Origin of the sequence: Pseudomonas sp. dw_612 (assembly GCF_018449725.1) — a bacterium.
Lineage (GTDB): Bacteria > Pseudomonadota > Gammaproteobacteria > Pseudomonadales > Pseudomonadaceae > Aquipseudomonas.
Genome location: NZ_JAAVVC010000001.1, coordinates 508,159 through 526,992, shown reverse-complemented (window position 1 = coordinate 526,992; position 18,834 = coordinate 508,159). Strand labels below are relative to the sequence as shown.

Here is an 18,834-nt window from a genome sequence, read left to right as displayed (position 1 = left end):
ATTTTCCAGGTCCAGGCCATACAGTCGGCAAAGGCTCCCCCGAGCCGCCGGCTTCTGAGCTTTTCCAACACAGTTAGTGGAGAGATCACCTTGGTAGAGTACGTAGTTTCCCTCGATAAGCTCGGCGTCCATGATGTAGAGCACGTAGGGGGCAAGAACGCATCCCTGGGCGAGATGATCAGTAACCTTGCAGGTGCCGGTGTATCGGTGCCCGGTGGCTTCGCCACGACAGCTCAGGCTTATCGTGATTTTCTGGAACTGAGCGGCCTGAACGATCAGATCCATGCCGCCCTCGACGCCCTGGACGTCGATGATGTCAACGCCCTGGCCAAGACCGGCGCCCAGATCCGCAAGTGGATCATGGAAGCCGAGTTCCCCGAGAAGCTCAACGCCGAGATCCGCACTGCGTTCACCACGCTGTCGGCCGGCAACCCTGACATGGCCGTGGCCGTGCGTTCTTCCGCTACCGCCGAAGACCTGCCGGACGCTTCCTTCGCCGGTCAGCAGGAAACTTTCCTGAACATCCGTGGTGTCGAAAACGTCATTCGCGCCGCCAAAGAGGTGTTCGCTTCACTGTTCAACGACCGCGCCATTTCCTACCGCGTCCACCAGGGCTTCGATCACAAGCTGGTGGCCCTGTCGGCCGGTGTGCAGCGCATGGTCCGCTCCGAAACCGGCACCGCCGGCGTGATGTTCACCCTCGATACCGAATCCGGTTTCCGTGACGTGGTGTTTATCACCGGCGCCTACGGCCTGGGCGAAACCGTCGTACAAGGCGCGGTTAACCCGGACGAATTCTATGTTCACAAACAAACCCTTGAAGCCGGTCGTCCGGCGATCCTGCGCCGTAACCTGGGCAGCAAGGCCATCAAGATGATCTACGGCGAAGTGGCCACGGCCGGCAAGTCGGTCAAGACCATCGACGTGGACAAGGCGGATCGTGCACGTTTCTGCCTGACCGACGCCGAAGTCAGCGAGCTGGCCAAGCAAGCGATGATCATCGAGAAGCACTACAAGTGCCCGATGGACATCGAGTGGGCCAAGGACGGCGACGACGGCAAGCTTTACATCGTTCAGGCCCGTCCTGAAACCGTGAAGAGCCGCACCCAGGCCAACGTCATGGAACGTTACCTGCTGAAAGAAACCGGCACCGTGCTGGTTGAAGGTCGTGCCATCGGCCAGCGCATCGGCGCCGGCAAGGTCCGCATCATCAAGGACGTGTCTGAGATGGACAAAGTCCAGCCCGGCGACGTTCTGGTTTCCGACATGACCGACCCGGACTGGGAACCGGTCATGAAGCGCGCCAGCGCCATCGTCACCAACCGTGGCGGCCGTACCTGCCACGCCGCGATCATCGCTCGCGAGCTGGGCATCCCGGCCGTGGTCGGTTGCGGCAACGCCACCCAGCTGTTGAAAGACGGCCAGGGCGTGACCGTTTCCTGCGCGGAAGGCGACACCGGTTACATCTTCGAAGGCGAACTGGGCTTCGACATCAAGAAAAACTCCGTGGACGCCATGCCTGATCTGCCGTTCAAGATCATGATGAACGTCGGCAACCCGGACCGCGCCTTCGACTTCGCGCAACTGCCGAACGCCGGTGTGGGCCTGGCCCGTCTGGAATTCATCATCAACCGCATGATCGGGGTTCACCCCAAAGCGCTGTTGAACTACGACGGTCTGCCGCAGGACATCAAGGACAGCGTCGACAAGCGCATCGCCGGTTACGACGATCCGGTTGGCTTCTATGTCGACAAACTGGTCGAAGGCATCAGCACCCTGGCTGCAGCGTTCACCCCGAAAAAGGTCATCGTGCGTCTGTCGGACTTCAAGTCCAACGAATACGCGAACCTGATCGGCGGCAAGCTCTACGAGCCGGAAGAAGAAAACCCGATGCTGGGCTTCCGTGGTGCTTCGCGTTACATCAGCGAAGCGTTCCGCGATTGCTTCGAACTCGAATGCCGCGCGCTGAAACGTGTGCGCAATGAGATGGGCCTGACCAACGTTGAAATCATGGTGCCCTTCGTCCGTACCTTGGGCGAAGCGAGCCAAGTGATCGATCTGCTGGCCGAAAACGGTCTGGCTCGCGGCGAAAACGGTCTGCGCATCATCATGATGTGTGAACTGCCGTCCAACGCGATCCTCGCCGAAGAATTCCTCGAATTCTTCGACGGCTTCTCGATCGGCTCCAACGACCTGACCCAACTGACCCTGGGCCTGGACCGTGACTCCGGGATCATCGCTCACCTGTTCGACGAGCGTAATCCGGCGGTCAAGAAGCTGCTGGCCAATGCGATCCAGGCCTGCAACAAGGCGGGCAAGTACATCGGCATTTGCGGTCAGGGTCCTTCGGATCACCCGGACCTGGCCAAATGGCTGATGGAGCAGGGCATCGAAAGCGTTTCGCTGAACCCCGATTCCGTACTGGAAACCTGGTTCTTCCTGGCTGAAGGCCAAGCTTCGGCCTGATGGTGTGTGAGCGGACCGCTCTCTGTAGGAGCAAGGCTTGCCCGCGATGGCGTCTTCAAAATCGCCATCGCCAGCAAGCTGCGCTTCTACAGAGGGTAGTCGTTTTCTGAGATTCAAGTAGGGCGGGCTCCTCTGGACGCCGCCCTTTTTTGTGCAAGAGCATTATGCAAAGCAGCAGCAACCTATTTCCTGTCGCCCTGATCAGCGCCGAGCGGCGCGGCGATCTGAGCGAAGACGTGTATCGATTGAAACCCGGCAACAGCCCTGATGGCACCGTCGAGCTGGCGGTGACCCGCCTGGGCATGGCGGACGGCTCTGACACGCGCGGCGTTCCGGTGATTTTGCTGCATGGCAGCTTTTCCAATCGCCGGTTCTGGTTTTCCCCGAAGGGCCTGGGGTTGGGCGCCTACCTGACGCGCCTGGGATTCGACGTGTGGATCCCGGAAATGCGCGGTCACGGTTTGTCCCAGCGCAACCAGAACTACCGCAAGAACCGCGTTTGCGACTACGCCCGTTACGACCTGCCGGCCATCGGTGCGTTCGTGCGCGAACAAAGTGGCCAGGTCCCGCACTGGATCGGCCATTCCTTGGGCGGCATTACCCTGGCGGCCGCGCTCGGTGGTCAGTACATCGGCGAACCGGTGGTGGCGTCGGCGGCGTTTTTCGGGACGCAGGTCAGTCGCACCTATTGGCCACTGAAGATTCCGCCGGTGGAGTGGGGCGGGCGCTTCATTCTCAAGCGCTTTGCGCAGTTGTCCGGTTCACGGCTCAAACGCGGCCCGGAGGACGAGCCGATTGGCCTGGCCCTGGAAAGCATGCGCTGGTACGGCCTGTTCGGGCGCTTTGGCGATGCGGACAAGGACTGGTGGGCCGGACTGGCCGAAGTTCAGTTGCCGGTGTTGGCAGTGAGTGCGGCGGGCGATCATCAGGACCCGGCCTGGGCGTGTCGCAAACTGTTCGATCAGCTCGGCTCCGAGCACAAACAGTTCATCAACCTGGGACGCGAGCAGGGTTTCGCCGACAATTTTGGCCATGTTGAAATGCTGGTAAGCAAAGCGGCGCAGGTCGAAGTCTGGCCGTTGGTGGCGCGCTGGTTGGCCGACCAGCAGACTGCGTTGCTCGGGGAAAAGCCGGATTTGGCCACCGCCGTCTGAGCGCACTGCTCTAACAAGGGCATTTCGCTCCGGTCGGCTTGCGGCTAAGATATGACGCATTGAGCTTTTTTGGTCACTTTGCGACATCCTTCGATTGTCTTCCTCTTTACAGGAGTTTCTCGATGAACCATTACCTCACGCCTGACCTGTGCGATGCCTATCCAGAGCTGGTGCAGGTGCTGGAACCGATGTTCAGCAATTTCGGCGGCCGTGATTCCTTCGGCGGCGAGATCGTGACCATCAAATGTTTCGAAGACAACTCGCTGGTCAAAGAGCAAGTCGAGCTCAAGGGTGACGGCAAGGTCCTGGTGGTCGACGGTGGCGGTTCCCTGCGTCGCGCCTTGCTTGGCGACATGTTGGCCGAGAAAGCCGCCAAGAACGGCTGGGAAGGGCTGGTGATCTACGGTTGCATCCGTGACGTCGATGTCATCGCGCAAACCGACCTCGGGGTTCAGGCCCTGGCCAGTCACCCGATGAAAACCGACAAGCGCGGTATCGGTGATCTCAACGTCGCCGTGACCTTTGCCGGCGTGACGTTCCATCCAGGGCATTACATTTATGCGGACAATAACGGCGTGATCATCTCGCCAAGCCCGCTGCAGATGCCTGAATAAAGCGTCGATGCGAATTTTCGTGGCAAACATGGGGTGAGGATGTTCGAGGAAGAAAACGCGCAGTGGGGGCTGGTGCATGCCCTGGTGCTGGACGGTAAAGGCGGTGCGCGTTCGATAGCCCGGACTGATCTCGATGACTTGCAGCTGCAGGAGCATGAAAGCCTGTGGCTGCATTGGGATCGCAGTCACCCGCAAACCCAGACCTGGTTGCGTAAGTCCAGCGGTCTGAGCGAATTCAGCTGTGATCTGCTGCTCGAAGAGAACACCCGTCCGCGTCTTTTACAGCTTTCCGACAGCGAACTGCTGCTATTTTTGCGTGGAGTGAACCTGAACCCCGGCGCGGAGCCGGAGGACATGGTTTCTGTGCGCATCTTTGCTTCGGCCCCGCGGGTGATTTCCCTGCGTTTGCGTCCGTTGCGTGCCACCGATGAATTGCTGGTGCAGCTCGCCGAAGGCAAGGGACCGAAAACCGCCTCCGAACTCATCCTTTATATGGCTCAGTACCTGACCAATAAGGTGCAGGATCTGGTCACTTGCCTCTCGGAAGTGGTCGATGAGGAAGAAGAAAAACTGGATGCCGACGAACGGTATACACCCGAGCATGGGGCCATTTTGCAGATCCGTCGCAGGGCCGCCGGGCTGAAACGCTTCCTGGCTCCGCAGCGGGATATTTTCGGACAACTGACGCGGATAAAACTGCCGTGGTTTGTCGAAGACGACGGCGATTACTGGAATGAATTGAACAACAGCCTGACCCGCTATCTCGAGGAGCTGGAATTGACCCGGGAGCGGGTGGGGCTGGTCCTGGAGGCCGAAGACCGGCGTTTGAGCGTGCGCATGAACCGCACGATGTACCGCTTCGGGATCATCACCGGGATCTTTTTGCCGATGAGTTTTCTGACCGGTCTTTTGGGTATCAATGTCGGCGGCATTCCGTTCTCTGCCAGCCCCTATGGCTTCCTGATTGCGTGCCTGATGATGGTTTCGGTGGCACTCGGCCAGTGGTGGTTATTCCGACGTTTGCGTTGGGTGTGATTGATGAGCCATGTGACCCGGGCAAATTTGATCGCGTCTTTCACAGACATCACGAGAGGTGCGTATGCACGATCCGTTTGAACAGTCTTTGCGTGACATGCTCAAGGCATCTCCGTCCACTCGGGACGACGATGCGTGCCTTGGCCGTGTCCTGAAAACCGCCAACCGCCAGGTCGGCGCCGGCGATCTGTTCAGCCTGCTGGGCCGCTGGCTGCCCGCGCTGATGATTGCCTTGAACAATGGATCGGCCCACGTCGCGCCGGTCTCCCGCCACCGTAAACCTACCGTTCGCACTGCTGATAAGGCTGATTGAATATGGAACTTGATCTCTGGACTCAGAGCCTCGTCACTGCAATGACTGCGTTGTGGACCAAGGTTGCGAATTTCATTCCGAACCTCTTCGGTGCCCTGGTTGTCCTACTGTTGGGTTTTGTCGTAGCCAAGCTTCTGGACACCTTGTTGTCCAAGCTGCTCGCCAAATTGGGTCTCGATCGCCTGATGGGCGGTACTGGTCTGACCAAACTGTTGTCGCGTGCCGGCCTTCAGGTGCCCATTTCGACCCTGATTGGCAAGATTGTCTATTGGTTCGTTTTGCTGATTTTCCTGGTTTCTGCCGCAGAATCCCTTGGACTTGAGCGAGTTTCAGCTACGCTGGATATGCTTGCGCTGTATTTGCCGAAAGTATTTGGCGCCGCGCTGGTGTTGCTGGTGGGTGTGCTGCTGGCGCAACTGGCCAATGGGCTGGTGCGCGGGGCGGCAGAGGGTGTAGGGCTGGATTACGCGTCTGGCCTGGGGCGAATTGCCCAGGGCCTGGTGATTATCATCAGTTTGTCGGTTGCGATCAGTCAGTTGGAGGTCAAGACTGACCTGCTTAACCACGTGATTGTGATCGTACTGATTACCGTTGGTCTGGCGGTTGCGCTGGCCATGGGGTTGGGAAGCCGGGAAATTGCCGGTCAGATTCTTGCGGGAATCTATGTGCGTGAGTTGTATCAGGTTGGGCAACAAGTGCGTGTTGGCGAGGTCGAAGGTCAGATCGAAGAGATCGGCACGGTTAAAACCACATTGCTGACCGACGAGGGTGAGCTAGTCTCTCTCTCCAATCGGATCCTCCTGGAGCAGCATGTGAGTAGCCGCTAACCCGGCAAACCCTGCTAATGTATGCCGCCGCAAAATGCCCTGAAAGGGCTGCGGCGGACATTGACCTGACTGTCGGCCCGACTTGTTTTGAATAAAGCTCAATCGCTCTCCACGCGCTACGACCCCCGCGAGCTCTCTGATGAGGAGTTGGTCGCGCGCTCGCATACCGAGCTGTTTCACGTAACGCGCGCCTATGAAGAACTGATGCGGCGTTACCAACGAACATTATTTAACGTTTGTGCACGATATCTTGGGAACGATCGCGATGCAGACGATGTCTGTCAGGAAGTGATGTTGAAGGTGTTGTACGGCCTGAAGAACTTCGAGGGGAAATCGAAGTTCAAAACATGGCTATACAGCATCACGTACAACGAGTGCATCACACAGTATCGGAAAGAACGGCGAAAGCGTCGCTTGATGGACGCTTTGAGTCTGGACCCCCTTGAGGAAGCGTCTGAAGAAAAGACGCCGAACCCCGAGGATAAGGGCGGACTTGATCGCTGGCTGGTGTATGTGAACCCGATTGACCGTGAAATTCTGGTGCTACGATTTGTCGCAGAGCTGGAATTTCAGGAGATCGCAGACATCATGCACATGGGTTTGAGTGCGACAAAAATGCGTTACAAACGTGCTCTAGATAAATTGCGTGAGAAATTTGCAGGCGTTGCTGAAACTTAGTTCAGAGCAAATATCTCTTACGTGTAGGCAAGTTCTGATAGACTTGCCGCCGAGTTGTCCCCCGGTTTGCGGGACTGCTTCACAATCACCAGATGGGGATTTAACGGATGAAACTGAAAAACACCTTGGGCTTTGCCATTGGTTCTCTTATTGCGGCCACTTCGTTCGGCGCTCTGGCACAAGGCCAAGGCGCAGTTGAAATCGAAGGCTTCGCCAAGAAAGAACAATTCGACAGCGCTCGTAACTTCAAGAACAACGGCAACCTGTTCGGTGGTTCGGTTGGTTACTTCCTGACCGACGACGTTGAACTGCGTCTGGGCTACGACGAAGTGCACAACGTGCGTTCCGACGACGGTCGTAACATCAAGGGCGCCAACACCGCTCTGGACGCTCTGTACCACTTCAACAACCCGGGCGACATGCTGCGTCCGTACGTTTCGGCCGGTTTCTCCGATCAGAGCATCGGTCAGAACGGTTCGGGCGGTCGTGACCGTTCCACCTTCGCCAACGTTGGCGGCGGTGCCAAGCTGTACTTCACCGACAACTTCTACGCTCGTGCCGGCGTTGAAGCTCAGTACAACATCGACAAAGGCGACACCGAGTGGGCTCCAAGCGTCGGTATCGGTGTGAACTTCGGTGGCGGCTCCAAGCCTGCTGCTGCTCCAGTTCCAGCACCAGCTGAAGTCTGCTCCGACAGCGACAACGATGGCGTTTGCGACAACGTTGACAAGTGCCCGGACACCCCAGCCAACGTAACTGTTGACGCTGATGGCTGCCCAGCAGTTGCTGAAGTTGTTCGTGTTGAACTGGACGTGAAATTCGACTTCGACAAGTCGGTAGTCAAGCCTAACAGCTACGGCGACATCAAAAACCTCGCTGATTTCATGAAACAGTACCCATCCACCACCACTACTGTTGAAGGTCACACTGACTCCGTCGGTCCTGACGCTTACAACCAGAAACTGTCCGAGCGTCGTGCAAACGCCGTTAAGCAAGTTCTGACCAACCAGTACGGTGTTGAATCTTCCCGCGTTCAGTCTGTTGGCTACGGCGAATCCCGCCCAGTTGCTGACAACAAAACTGAAGCTGGTCGCGCTGTAAACCGTCGCGTAGAAGCGCAGGTTGAAGCTCAAGCTAAGTAATTAGCTCGCAGCTCTGAAAAGCCCGGCTTAGGCCGGGCTTTTCTTTGTCTGCGATTTGGGTTTTGGCGAGGGTTTGATCGCGGCCTCATAAAGATCGCAGCCTCGTTTCACTCGTCAGCTCCTACATTGGAATGCATCCTTGTAGGAGCTGACGAGTGAAACGAGGCTGCGATCTTTTGATCTTTTTCCTACGAGGACGCGTTCGAATGTAGGAACTGACTCGCGGAGCGAGGCTGCGATCTTTTGATTTCTTCGCAGGCCGCCACCGCACCAATCACCAGGATCGCCGGGCTTTTCAACCCAAAGCCGTAGGCATCTTCCTCCATCGCCGTCAGGCTACTCCGACATTCCCGCTGGCAAGGCAATGAAGCGTTTTCAATCATCGCCACCGGCGTCTGCGCGGCCATGCCGCCGGCCAGCAGTTGCTCGCGGATCTCACTCAGCTTCGCCACACCCATGTAAATCACCAGCGTCGTACCGCCCTGGGCCAAGGCCTGCCAGTTCAGACTGCTGTCGTCCTGCGTGTGGGCGGTGACCAGCGTCACGCCGCGTGCCACACCGCGCAGGGTCAACGGGATATCGCATTGCGTTGCGCCAGCCAGTCCGGCGGTGATGCCATTGACCAGCTCAACGTCAACGCCATGCTCGCGCAGCCATTGCGCCTCTTCGCCGCCGCGACCAAAAATGCACGGATCGCCGCCCTTGAGCCGCACCACACATTTGCCGTGACGGGCATAACGCAGCATCAGTCGATGAATGAACGCTTGAGGCGTGGATCGACAGCCGCTGCGCTTGCCGACGGGAATGATCCGCGCACCCGGGCAATGTTCCAGCACCGCTTCGTTGACCAGGTCGTCGATCAGTACCACATCCGCTTCCCGCAAGGCCCGAACAGCCTTGAGGGTCAACAATTCAGGATCGCCGGGACCCGCACCCACCAGCCAGACTTTTGCGCTCATAGTGTTTCCTCACGAAATAACGGCGATCGGCTGTGCCAAAAACTCAGCCATGAAAAAGCAGATACAACAGCAACAGATTCACCACCAGCGACCCCAGCGCCAGGGTTCGCCACACCTTTAGCGGCTCACGTTCCAGTAGCGGTCTGGGTCTCACGCTCAAACTGCGCCGCTCGCCCTGTTCCAGCAGCAACAACCATTCTTCCGCCGTTTCGAAGCGCTGCTGCGGATCCACCGCGACGGCCCGTTCCAGACTCAGCGCCAGCCACTCCGGCAGATCGGGCCGATAGCGACTGGCACTGACCGGCACGCCAAACCGTGGCCGCTGGAACGCTTCAATTTCGCCGTAGGGATACTGCCCGGTCAGCAGGAAAAACAGCGTCACGCCGACCGCATACAAATCCTGCTGCGGCGTCGGTGTTTCCCCGCGAAAGGCTTCCGGTGCGATGTAGCTCGGCGTACCGGGCAGGGCAGAGGGTTGGTCTTGCGATAAACCGGGGCAGTAGGCGAGACCGAAGTCCAGCAGCCGCAACTCGCCGTCATCCCCCAACAGCAGGTTTTCCGGTTTGATGTCGCGATGCAGAATCTGCCGTCGATGCAGCATGCCCACCGCGCGCAGCAGGCGTTCGGCCAGTTCCTGCCACTGCGCCAGCGGCATCGGTCCGGTGCGGTCCTGCAATTCAGCCAGGGTCTGTCCCGAATATTCGCGCATCACGTAGTACAAATGCTGACGCTGGCTGACGGTATGGACTTCAGGAAAATGCCGTCCGGCGACGCGTTTGAGAAACCATTCCTCCGACAGCAATGCTTGCCCGGCCTGATGGTCGTCGTGCAAATGGCCGGGCAAGGTTTTCAGGAGCCAGGGTTGCTGCTGCATGTCCCGCACCCGATACAGCAGCGATTGCTGGCTCTGGCCGAGGATCCCCTCGACCTGCCAGCCTTCGAAGAATTGCCCCGGCTTCAGCACCGGCGGCAGGGGCCATTGCTGCAAATGAATCAGCGCATCGCCGATGTTCGTTTCACCGAGGGCATCGACCCGCACCAGCAGGGCGCTGGCATTGTCCTGACTGCCGGCCAGATGCGCGGCGTTGACCAGGGTTTGTGCGGCGCTCTGCAGATCAGGCTGGTCACGCAAGATGCCGGCAATGGCGGTGTCGCCCAATACCGCCCAGACCCCGTCGCTGAGCAAAACGAAGCTCTCATCGAGCAGCAGTTCGCCATCCAGAAAATCCAGCACCAGATGCTGATCAAGTCCCAGAGCCCGCTTGAGCACATGTTGCATGCCCTGTTGATCCCAGACGTGATCCTCGCTGACCCGCTGCAACTGGTCGGCGTGCCAGCGATACACCCGGCAATCGCCGACATGGGCCAGGGTAAAACGCCTGCCGCGCATGACCAGAGCGCTGACAGTGGTCAGCAACGGCTGCCCACCGCCGTTGGCCTGCAACCAGCGATTCTGTGCTGATAGCAGGCGATCCAGCGCTTGGGCCACGCCCCAGGTTTCCGGGGTGGCGTAGTAGTCCAGCGCCAGCGCCTGCAAGGTCGAACGGGCGGCGAGACCGCCATCGGCGCACTGGCTGACACCGTCGGCGATGGCGAACAGGTAGCCCTTGCTCGCCGCCAACGCCGGGGCCGGCGTAACCAGGCGCAGGGCGTCCTGGTTTTCCTCGCGCGGGCCAATGGCGCTGGCTTCAGCGAAACTCAGTTGCAGGCTCATTGCGGCCTCAGACCCGCGCCGCTGTCACGGCTGCCGAACCCCAGGTGGTTCTCCAGCGACGTTTCACGCCGTGCAGACCGAACCAGGCCAGGACGCCAAGGCTGGCGAACAACCACAAGGCCATTTGATAACTGCCGGTGCTTTGCTTGATCGCGCCCATGCCCGCCGCGAGAGCGAAGCCACCGATGCCGCCGGCCATGCCGATCAGCCCTGTCATCACGCCGATCTCCCGGCGAAAACGCTGTGGCACCAGTTGGAAAACCGCGCCGTTACCCGCACCCAAACCGAGCATGGTGCAGACGAAAAGGGCCAGCGCCGCGTAGGAACTTGGCAGGTTGAAACCCACCGCCGCGATGCAGATCGCCGCCACCGTGTACATCCCGAGCAGCGTGCGGATACCGCCAAAACGGTCGGCCAGTGCACCGCCCAATGGGCGCATCAGACTGCCGCCGAACACGCAGGCCGCGGTGTAGTAACCGGCGGTCACCGGGCTCAGGCCATATTGGTCGTTGAAGTAGCCGGGCAGGGCGCTGGCCAGGCCGATGAAGCCACCGAAGGTCACGCTGTAGAAAAACATGAACCACCAGCTGTCGCGGTCACCCAGGGCCTTGAGGTAGTCGGCCATGGACTTGGCTTTCGGTCGTTCCGGGGCGTTTTTGGCCAGCCAGGCGAAGACGATCAGCGTCAGGATCAGCGGGATCAGGGCGAAGCCGAAAACGTTGCTCCAGCCGAACGATGCCGCGAGCAAGGGGGCGATCAGCGCCGCGAGGACGGTGCCCGAGTTACCGGCGCCGGCGATGCCCATGGCCTTGCCTTGATGCTGCGGCGGATACCATTGCGATGCCAACGGCAGGGCGACGGCGAAGGACGCGCCAGCCATGCCCAGGAACAGGCCGAGTACCAACGCCTGTTCGTAGCTGTGGATGCCGAGTTTCCAGGCGCCGAACAGTGCGCAGATCACGATCACCTGGCCGATTATCCCGGCAGTTTTTGGCGACAGGCGATCAGCCAGCAGGCCCATCGCAAAGCGAAGTACCGCCCCGGCCAAAATCGGCGTGGCCACCACCATCCCGCGCTGTTGGGTGGTCAAGTGCAGGTCGGCGGCGATTTGCACCGCCAGCGGGCCGAGCAGGTACCAGACCATGAAACTCAGGTCGAAATAGAGGAAGGCCGAAAATAATGTCGGGGTATGGCCGGATTTCCAGAAGCTTGAATTCATCGCGCACCTCAGCTGTTGGGAGTCTCGAGAAGGAGTCATGAGCTTGCAGGTGGGGCGCCGCAACGGCCGCACCACCGGCCCCGGTCTCTGGGGCCAAAACAAAAAAACGCCGCTACCTGATCCGCCGTGGGCGAACGAGGTGAGCGACGTCTTTGTCGTAGGTGGGGCAACCGCCGTTGGTTACCTGTGTGGATTACTTAGCCAGATTTGTGCCACATCCGGGATTTGTGGTGGAGCTGAAAAGATCGCAGCCTTCGGCAGCTCCTACTGTTGGAATGCGTACACCCTGTAGGAGCTGCCGAAGGCTGCGATCTTTTGCTTTTCAACCCAACAACTCACTCATGGCAATAATCTGCTCCGCTACCTGAATCAGCTTCTGCTGGCGGCTCATGGCCTGGCGGCGCATCAGGGTGTAGGCCTCTTCCTCGTTGCAGTCCTTCATTTTCATCAGCAGCCCCTTGGCCAGCTCGATGCGCTTGCGCTCGGCCAGTTGCTGGTCCCGGGCGTGGAGCTGGGCGCGCAGCGCCTGGTCGCTTTCAAACCGCGCCATGGCCACGTCGAGAATCGGCTGCAAGCGTTGTGCGTGGATGCCTTCGACGATGTAGGCACTGACTCCGGACTTGATCGCCTGGCGCATCACCCCGGGGTCGTGTTCGTCGGTGAACATCACGATCGGGCGTGGCTGGTCGCGGGTGACCAGCACCACTTGCTCCATCACGTCGCGGCTCGGTGACTCGGTATCGATCAGAATCACGTCCGGGCGCACCGTTTCGACGCGCGCGGGCAGGTCGATGGTCAGGCCGGATTCGTCGATGACCTCGAACCCGGCCTCGGTCAGAGCGGCTTTGAGCCGTCCGACTTTCTTCGCGGTGTCGTTGATCAGCAGGATACGCAACATATTTGAAGGCTCCTGTCAGCGGCTGGCGAGAAGGGGCGAGCTGTCGCTCATGGCGTGGAGCTTGAAACCACGGGCATAGCCGGCCGGGTCCGAGCCGTCCCAGACTTTGCCGTCGATCAACTGACTGCTGCGCATTTCCTGACCCCAGGCGGCGACGCCCACCGCTGTCGCGGCCTCACGGTATAAGTCTAGTTGCTGGACCTTGCGGGCCACGCCGAGATAGTCCGGGTCCTCGCGCAGCAAACCCCAGCGGCGGAACTGGGTCATGAACCACATGCCATCGGACAAGTACGGCAGATTGACCTCGCCACCCCCGTGGAAGCGCAAGGCGTGCGGGTCTTGCCAGCGATTGCCCAGGCCATCGGCGTAATCCCCCAGCAGTCGCGGCTCAATGCACTCCAGAGGCGCATCGAGATACTCGGGAGCACTCAACAACTGCGCGGTGCTGCGGCGGTTTTCCGGGCTTTCTTCGATGAAACGGCTGGCTTCGAGGATCGCCATCACCAGCGCCCGCGCGGTGTTGGGGTATTGCTCGACGAAGGCGCGGGTGCAGCCGAGGACTTTTTCCGGGTGATCGGGCCAGATGGTCTGGGTGGTCGCCAGGGTAAAGCCGAGGTTCTGATTGACCGCGCTGGCGGACCACGGCTCGCCGACGCAGAAACCGTCGATCCGCCCGGCTTGCAGGTGCGCGACCATTTGCGGCGGTGGTACCACCACGCTGTCGACATCTTGCAACGGATGAATGCCCTGACTCGCCAGCCAGTAATACAGCCACATGGCGTGGGTGCCGGTGGGAAAGGTCTGAGCGAAGGTCAGTTTTGGGCGAGTTTGGTGCACGTGCCGGTCCAGTGCCTCAGGACTGGTCACCCCCAGCGCTTGCAAACCGTGGGACAGGTTGATGCTCTGACCGTTCTGGTTCAGGCCCATCAGCACCGCCATGTCTGTGGGTGCGACGCCGCCGATGCCCAGGTGCACGGCGTAAATCAGGCCGTAAAGGCTGTGGGCGGCATCAAGCTCACCGCTGACCAGTTTGTCCCGCAGGTTGGCCCAGGACGATTGGCGCTTGAGGTTCAGGGTCAGGCCGTAGGGTTGGGCAAAGCCCTGGGTGGCGGCGACCACCACCGAGGCGCAGTCGCTCAGGGCCATGAAGCCGACATTGATCGCGGATTTTTCCGGGGCATCGCTGCCATTGACCCAGGCCAGCGGGCCGACTGTGGTTTCATTCATCGATAAACACCTTGCAAAAAAAAGCGTCGTCCCAGGTCGCCGCATGTGCAGAACCGGGTGACGACGCCGTTGTCCGTCGACTCATCCCTTCGTTGGCATGAGTGCTGATGCCTATGCCGGTGCAAGGCATATGCCATCGAACGTTGATTTGTGTGTGCGCCTCGCTTGCGACCCCGATGCCCGGGTATAATCGCCGCCTCATTTCGCCGCCATCCGAGTCAAGCCCGCCCATGTACACCCTGGCCCGTCAGCTGTTGTTCAAACTTTCCCCGGAAACCTCCCACGATCTGTCTTTGGACCTGATCGGCGCGGGCGGGCGTTTGGGCCTCAACGGCTTGCTGTGCAAGGCGCCGGCGAAAATGCCGGTGAAGGTCATGGGCCTGGAGTTCCCGAACCCGGTGGGTCTGGCGGCCGGTCTGGACAAGAACGGTGCGGCCATCGACGGATTTGCCCAGTTGGGTTTTGGTTTCGTCGAAATCGGCACCATTACGCCGCGTCCGCAGCCAGGCAACCCGAAACCACGGATTTTCCGCTTGCCGGAAGCCGAGGCGATCATCAACCGCATGGGTTTCAACAACCTCGGCGTCGATCACCTGCTGGCTCGCGTCGCGGCCGCCAAGTACAAGGGCGTGCTCGGTATCAACATCGGCAAGAACTTCGATACCCCGGTTGAGCGGGCGGTAGACGACTATCTGATCTGCCTGGACAAGGTCTACGCCCACGCCAGCTATGTGACGGTCAACGTCAGCTCGCCGAACACCCCGGGCCTGCGCAGTCTGCAGTTCGGCGATTCGCTCAAGCAATTGCTCGCTGACCTCGCCCAGCGCCGGGCCGAACTGGCGCTGCGTCACGGCAAACATGTGCCGCTGGCGATCAAGATCGCCCCGGACATGACCGACGAAGAAACCGCGCAAGTGGCCCAGGCGCTGATCGAAACCGGCATGGACGCAGTGATCGCCACCAACACCACCCTGAGCCGTGTCGGCGTTGAAGGCATGGAACATGGTGACGAGGCGGGCGGTCTGTCCGGCGCGCCGGTTCGCGACAAGAGCACGAACACCGTGAAGGTCCTGGCGGCAGAGTTGGCCGGCCGTTTGCCGATCATCGCCGTGGGTGGCATCACCGAAGGCAAGCACGCGGCTGAGAAAATCGCTGCGGGCGCGAGCCTGGTGCAACTGTATTCGGGCTTCATCTATAAGGGCCCGGCGCTCATCCGTGAATCCGTCGACGCCATAGCCGCTTTGCGCTAATCCCCGGTAGGAGCTGCCGAAGGCTGCGATCTTTTGATCTTGATTTTGGGCTACCTGAACATGGCCGAGAAGCAAGATCAAAAGATCGCAGCCTTCGGCAGCTCCTACAGGGATTGTGGTTAGCCAGGGAACAGGCATAAAAAAGGGCACCTCGAAGGTGCCCCTGGGCCGGAGCCCGCCGTCCGGATGGGACGTGCGTGGTTAAGGTGTTACGTAATCAGATGATTGTGTTGCAGTGTCAGGCCCTTTGTTAGCCAACGGCGTGAAGTTCGTTGAGTCTATGGATTCCCGCAGTGCCGGTCATACCGTCCCAGTTGTCGCCGCGTCCTTCGCGCCAGCCGTTAATCCAGGCTTGGCGTACCGACGGTAGAGTAAATGGGCAAAGCTCACGGGATTTGCCACCAACGCCATATTGATATCCGCGCAAAAATGCTCTTTCCAACGGATCACGCTTAAGTCTTCTCATAGGGTGTTGCCCTCACTTGTTGACTGTATTTATCGCGTCGACCTCAATCGAGGTCTGGCAGAAAAATTCTGCCGTTGGCGGCTCGCTGCCGGCGTCGCGAGCCAAGGTGTTGACGCCGTTGCGACGTCAACCTGTGTTGAGTTCTAACCAATGCGTCACATCGTGGGAATGATCGTTTTGTCATAAGGACGTAACTATAAAGATGCTATGGCCATAAGTAACACGATGTTTGCCCCGTGTTTATTGGCCAAACCCCGGTATGATCAGCTCCGCGCTGTATGACGGTTTCATCCTTTAGTGAGAATGACCCACGTTTACGCTGGGGTACTATTCGACGAAGGGTCGCTTTAAGACATTTTGTTGCTTCAACTATTTTATCTGCCCTGGCATCTAAGCTCTTTTAACCCGAGCAGTCAGGGTGGGACGGCACACCTTCGTGCCACGCGGGCGCTCTTTTAGAAAAGCGCCTGATTGAAAACCGGACCGGCAATGCGTTGTCGGTTCACTCAGCCAAAGGCTCTGAAATTCCAATGTCCGATCAATTCGAAATCTTCCTCACTTGCCCCAAAGGTCTTGAAGGCCTGCTCATCGAGGAAGCCGTCGGGCTTGGCCTTGAAGAAGCGCGTGAACACACCTCGGCCGTGCGCGGCATGGCCACCATGGAAACCGCTTATCGCCTGTGCCTGTGGTCGCGTCTGGCGAACCGGGTGCTGCTGGTGCTCAAGCGTTTCCCGATGAAGGACGCCGAAGACCTGTACCACGGCGTGCTCGATATCGAGTGGCAAGACCACATGCTCAACGACGGCACGCTGGCCGTCGAGTTCAGCGGTCACGGCTCGGGTATCGACAACACCCACTTCGGCGCCTTGAAGGTCAAGGACGCCATCGTCGACAAACTGCGCACCCCGCAGGGCGACCGTCCGTCGATCGACAAACTCAACCCGGACCTGCGCATTCACCTGCGCCTGGACCGTGGCGAAGCGATCCTCTCCCTCGACCTGTCCGGCCACAGCCTCCACCAGCGCGGCTATCGCTTGCAGCAAGGCGCGGCACCGCTGAAGGAAAACCTCGCGGCTGCGATCCTGATTCGTTCCGGCTGGCCACGCATTGCGGCCGAAGGCGGCGCGCTGGCTGACCCGATGTGCGGTGTGGGTACGTTCCTCGTCGAAGCGGCAATGATCGCCGCCGATATGGCGCCGAACCTGCGTCGCGAGCAGTGGGGCTTCACCGCCTGGCTCGGCCACGTTCCGGCACTGTGGAAAAAACTCCACGAAGAAGCCACCGAGCGTTGCGCCGCTGGCTTGGCCAAGCCACCGCTGTGGATTCGCGGCTACGAAGCCGATCCGCGCCTGATTCAACCGGGCCGCAACAACGTCGAGCGCGCCGGCCTGAGCGAGTGGATCAAGATCTATCAGGGCGAAGTTGGCACGTTTGAGCCGCGTCCGGACCAGAACCAGAAAGGCCTGGTCATCTGCAACCCGCCGTACGGCGAGCGTCTGGGTGACGAGGCGAGCCTGCTCTACCTCTACCAGAACCTCGGCGAGCGTCTGCGTCAGGCCTGCCTGAACTGGGAAGCGGCCGTGTTCACCGGCGCCCCGGACCTGGGCAAGCGCATGGGCATCCGCAGCCATAAACAGTACTCGTTCTGGAACGGCGCGTTGCCGTGCAAGTTACTGTTGATCAAGGTCACCCCGGATCAGTTCGTCACCGGCGAACGCCGCACCCCGGAACAACGTCAGGTCGAGCGCGAGCAGGCTGAAGTCGAAGTCGCAGACAACGACGTCGCGCCGGGCAAGTACGAGAAGTACAACAAGAACGGCAACCCGATCAAACCGGCCCCGGTGGTGATCGAGCAACCGCGCTTGAGCGAAGGCGGGCAGATGTTCGCCAACCGCCTGCAAAAGAATCTCAAGGCGTTGGGCAAGTGGGTCAAGCGTGAAGGCATCGACTGCTATCGCGTGTATGACGCCGACATGCCGGAATATTCGATGGCCATCGACCTGTATCAGGATTGGGTCCACGTCCAGGAATACGCCGCGCCGAAATCCATCGATCCGGAAAAAGCCTCGGCGCGCATGTTCGATGCCTTGGCGGCGATTCCGCAGGCCTTGAACATCGACAAGAGCCGCGTCGTCGTCAAGCGTCGCGAGCGCCAGAGCGGCACCAAGCAGTACGAACGCCAGGCGGCGCAGGGCAAATTCGTCGAGGTCAATGAAGGCGGCGTCAAGTTGCTGGTGAACCTCACCGACTACCTCGACACCGGTCTGTTCCTCGACCACCGGCCAATGCGTATGCGCATCCAGAAAGAGGCGGCTGGCAAGCGCTTCCTCAATCTGTACAGTTACACCGCGACCGCCAGTGTTCACGCGGCCAAGGGCGGTGCGCGCAGCACCACCAGCGTCGACCTGTCGAAAACCTACCTCGACTGGGCGCGTCGCAACCTGTCGCTGAACGGTTTCTCCGACAAGAACCGTCTGGAGCAGGGCGACGTGATGGCTTGGCTCGACGCCTGCCGTGACGAGTTCGACATGATCTTCATCGACCCGCCGACCTTCTCCAACTCCAAGCGCATGGAAGGGATCTTCGACGTGCAGCGTGACCAGGTGCAATTGATCGATCTGGCCATGGCGCGACTCGCACCGGGCGGCGTGTTGTACTTCTCCAACAACTTCCGCAAGTTCGTGCTGGAGGAGAACCTCACCACCCGTTACGCGGTCGAGGAAATCACCGACAAGACCATCGATCCGGACTTTGCCCGCAACGGCAAGATCCATCGTGCCTGGAAAATCACGGCCCGCTGACACTTGACCTGATTGGATCCACAGAGCCTTGATTTTTAAAGGCTCTTGGATTCTTTTCAGGGCTGGCCAAA

Annotated in this window: 16 protein-coding genes; 10 read left to right on the top strand and 6 right to left on the bottom strand. The window is 59.8% G+C overall.

Annotated features, from left to right (window positions below):
• The first annotated feature begins 90 nt into the window (after positions 1–90).
• From ppsA to HB680_RS02360, 8 genes are all read left to right on the top strand, one after another.
• The gene (gene ppsA / locus HB680_RS02395) at positions 91–2,466 is read left to right on the top strand and encodes a phosphoenolpyruvate synthase (protein ID WP_213936965.1); all 2,376 of its coding nucleotides are present in this window, start codon (positions 91–93) and stop codon (positions 2,464–2,466) included.
• A gap of 164 nt (positions 2,467–2,630) precedes the next feature.
• The gene (locus tag HB680_RS02390; RefSeq protein ID WP_213936964.1) at positions 2,631–3,620 is read left to right on the top strand and encodes an alpha/beta fold hydrolase; all 990 of its coding nucleotides are present in this window, start codon (positions 2,631–2,633) and stop codon (positions 3,618–3,620) included.
• A 122-nt stretch (positions 3,621–3,742) separates the two neighbouring features.
• On the top strand, positions 3,743–4,234 hold the full coding sequence (gene rraA / locus HB680_RS02385; protein WP_213936963.1) for a ribonuclease E activity regulator RraA: 492 nt from the start codon (positions 3,743–3,745) through the stop codon (positions 4,232–4,234).
• Between the two features lie 39 nt (positions 4,235–4,273).
• Positions 4,274–5,269 carry a zinc transporter ZntB gene (locus HB680_RS02380; protein WP_213936962.1) on the top strand — a complete coding sequence of 332 codons (996 nt, stop codon included), beginning with the start codon at positions 4,274–4,276 and terminating at the stop codon, positions 5,267–5,269.
• Between the two features lie 64 nt (positions 5,270–5,333).
• Complete coding sequence (locus tag HB680_RS02375) at positions 5,334–5,582, top strand: hypothetical protein (RefSeq protein ID WP_008146303.1); 249 nt, start codon at positions 5,334–5,336, stop codon at positions 5,580–5,582.
• Between the two features lie 2 nt (positions 5,583–5,584).
• A complete protein-coding gene (locus HB680_RS02370; protein WP_054054005.1) occupies positions 5,585–6,409 on the top strand; it encodes a mechanosensitive ion channel domain-containing protein in 825 nt (274 codons plus the stop codon).
• A gap of 87 nt (positions 6,410–6,496) precedes the next feature.
• Positions 6,497–7,087: an RNA polymerase sigma factor SigX gene (sigX, locus tag HB680_RS02365; protein ID WP_213936961.1), complete on the top strand. Its 591-nt coding sequence runs from the start codon at positions 6,497–6,499 to the stop codon at positions 7,085–7,087.
• A gap of 107 nt (positions 7,088–7,194) precedes the next feature.
• Positions 7,195–8,229, top strand: a complete 1,035-nt coding sequence (locus tag HB680_RS02360) for an OmpA family protein (protein ID WP_213936960.1) — start codon at positions 7,195–7,197, stop codon at positions 8,227–8,229.
• 188 nt (positions 8,230–8,417) lie between these two features.
• On the opposite strand, the gene cobA is transcribed toward HB680_RS02360, so the two are convergent.
• The 5 genes from cobA to HB680_RS02335 all read right to left on the bottom strand — a co-directional run bounded on the left by cobA (position 8,418) and on the right by HB680_RS02335 (position 14,246).
• Positions 8,418–9,188 (bottom strand): uroporphyrinogen-III C-methyltransferase, encoded by a 771-nt coding sequence (gene cobA, locus HB680_RS02355; protein ID WP_213936959.1) that lies wholly within the window; start codon positions 9,186–9,188, stop codon positions 8,418–8,420.
• A 43-nt stretch (positions 9,189–9,231) separates the two neighbouring features.
• On the bottom strand, positions 9,232–10,902 hold the full coding sequence (locus tag HB680_RS02350; RefSeq protein WP_213936958.1) for a bifunctional protein-serine/threonine kinase/phosphatase: 1,671 nt from the start codon (positions 10,900–10,902) through the stop codon (positions 9,232–9,234).
• A gap of 7 nt (positions 10,903–10,909) precedes the next feature.
• Positions 10,910–12,121: a nitrate/nitrite transporter gene (locus tag HB680_RS02345; RefSeq protein WP_213936957.1), complete on the bottom strand. Its 1,212-nt coding sequence runs from the start codon at positions 12,119–12,121 to the stop codon at positions 10,910–10,912.
• A 322-nt stretch (positions 12,122–12,443) separates the two neighbouring features.
• Positions 12,444–13,019 carry an ANTAR domain-containing protein gene (locus tag HB680_RS02340; RefSeq protein WP_018925269.1) on the bottom strand — a complete coding sequence of 192 codons (576 nt, stop codon included), beginning with the start codon at positions 13,017–13,019 and terminating at the stop codon, positions 12,444–12,446.
• 15 nt (positions 13,020–13,034) lie between these two features.
• Complete coding sequence (locus tag HB680_RS02335; protein ID WP_213936956.1) at positions 13,035–14,246, bottom strand: CmpA/NrtA family ABC transporter substrate-binding protein; 1,212 nt, start codon at positions 14,244–14,246, stop codon at positions 13,035–13,037.
• A gap of 230 nt (positions 14,247–14,476) precedes the next feature.
• On the opposite strand from HB680_RS02335, the gene HB680_RS02330 reads away from it, so the two are divergent.
• Positions 14,477–15,496: a quinone-dependent dihydroorotate dehydrogenase gene (locus tag HB680_RS02330; protein WP_123403271.1), complete on the top strand. Its 1,020-nt coding sequence runs from the start codon at positions 14,477–14,479 to the stop codon at positions 15,494–15,496.
• A gap of 250 nt (positions 15,497–15,746) precedes the next feature.
• Here HB680_RS02330 and HB680_RS02325 read toward each other — a convergent pair whose 3' ends face one another.
• Positions 15,747–15,962 (bottom strand): ribosome modulation factor, encoded by a 216-nt coding sequence (locus HB680_RS02325; protein WP_003223300.1) that lies wholly within the window; start codon positions 15,960–15,962, stop codon positions 15,747–15,749.
• 530 nt (positions 15,963–16,492) lie between these two features.
• Between HB680_RS02325 and rlmKL the strand changes: the two genes are divergently transcribed.
• Entirely contained in the window at positions 16,493–18,763 is a 2,271-nt protein-coding gene (gene rlmKL / locus HB680_RS02320; RefSeq protein WP_213936955.1) for a bifunctional 23S rRNA (guanine(2069)-N(7))-methyltransferase RlmK/23S rRNA (guanine(2445)-N(2))-methyltransferase RlmL, read from the top strand.
• Positions 18,764–18,834: the final 71 nt, after the last annotated feature.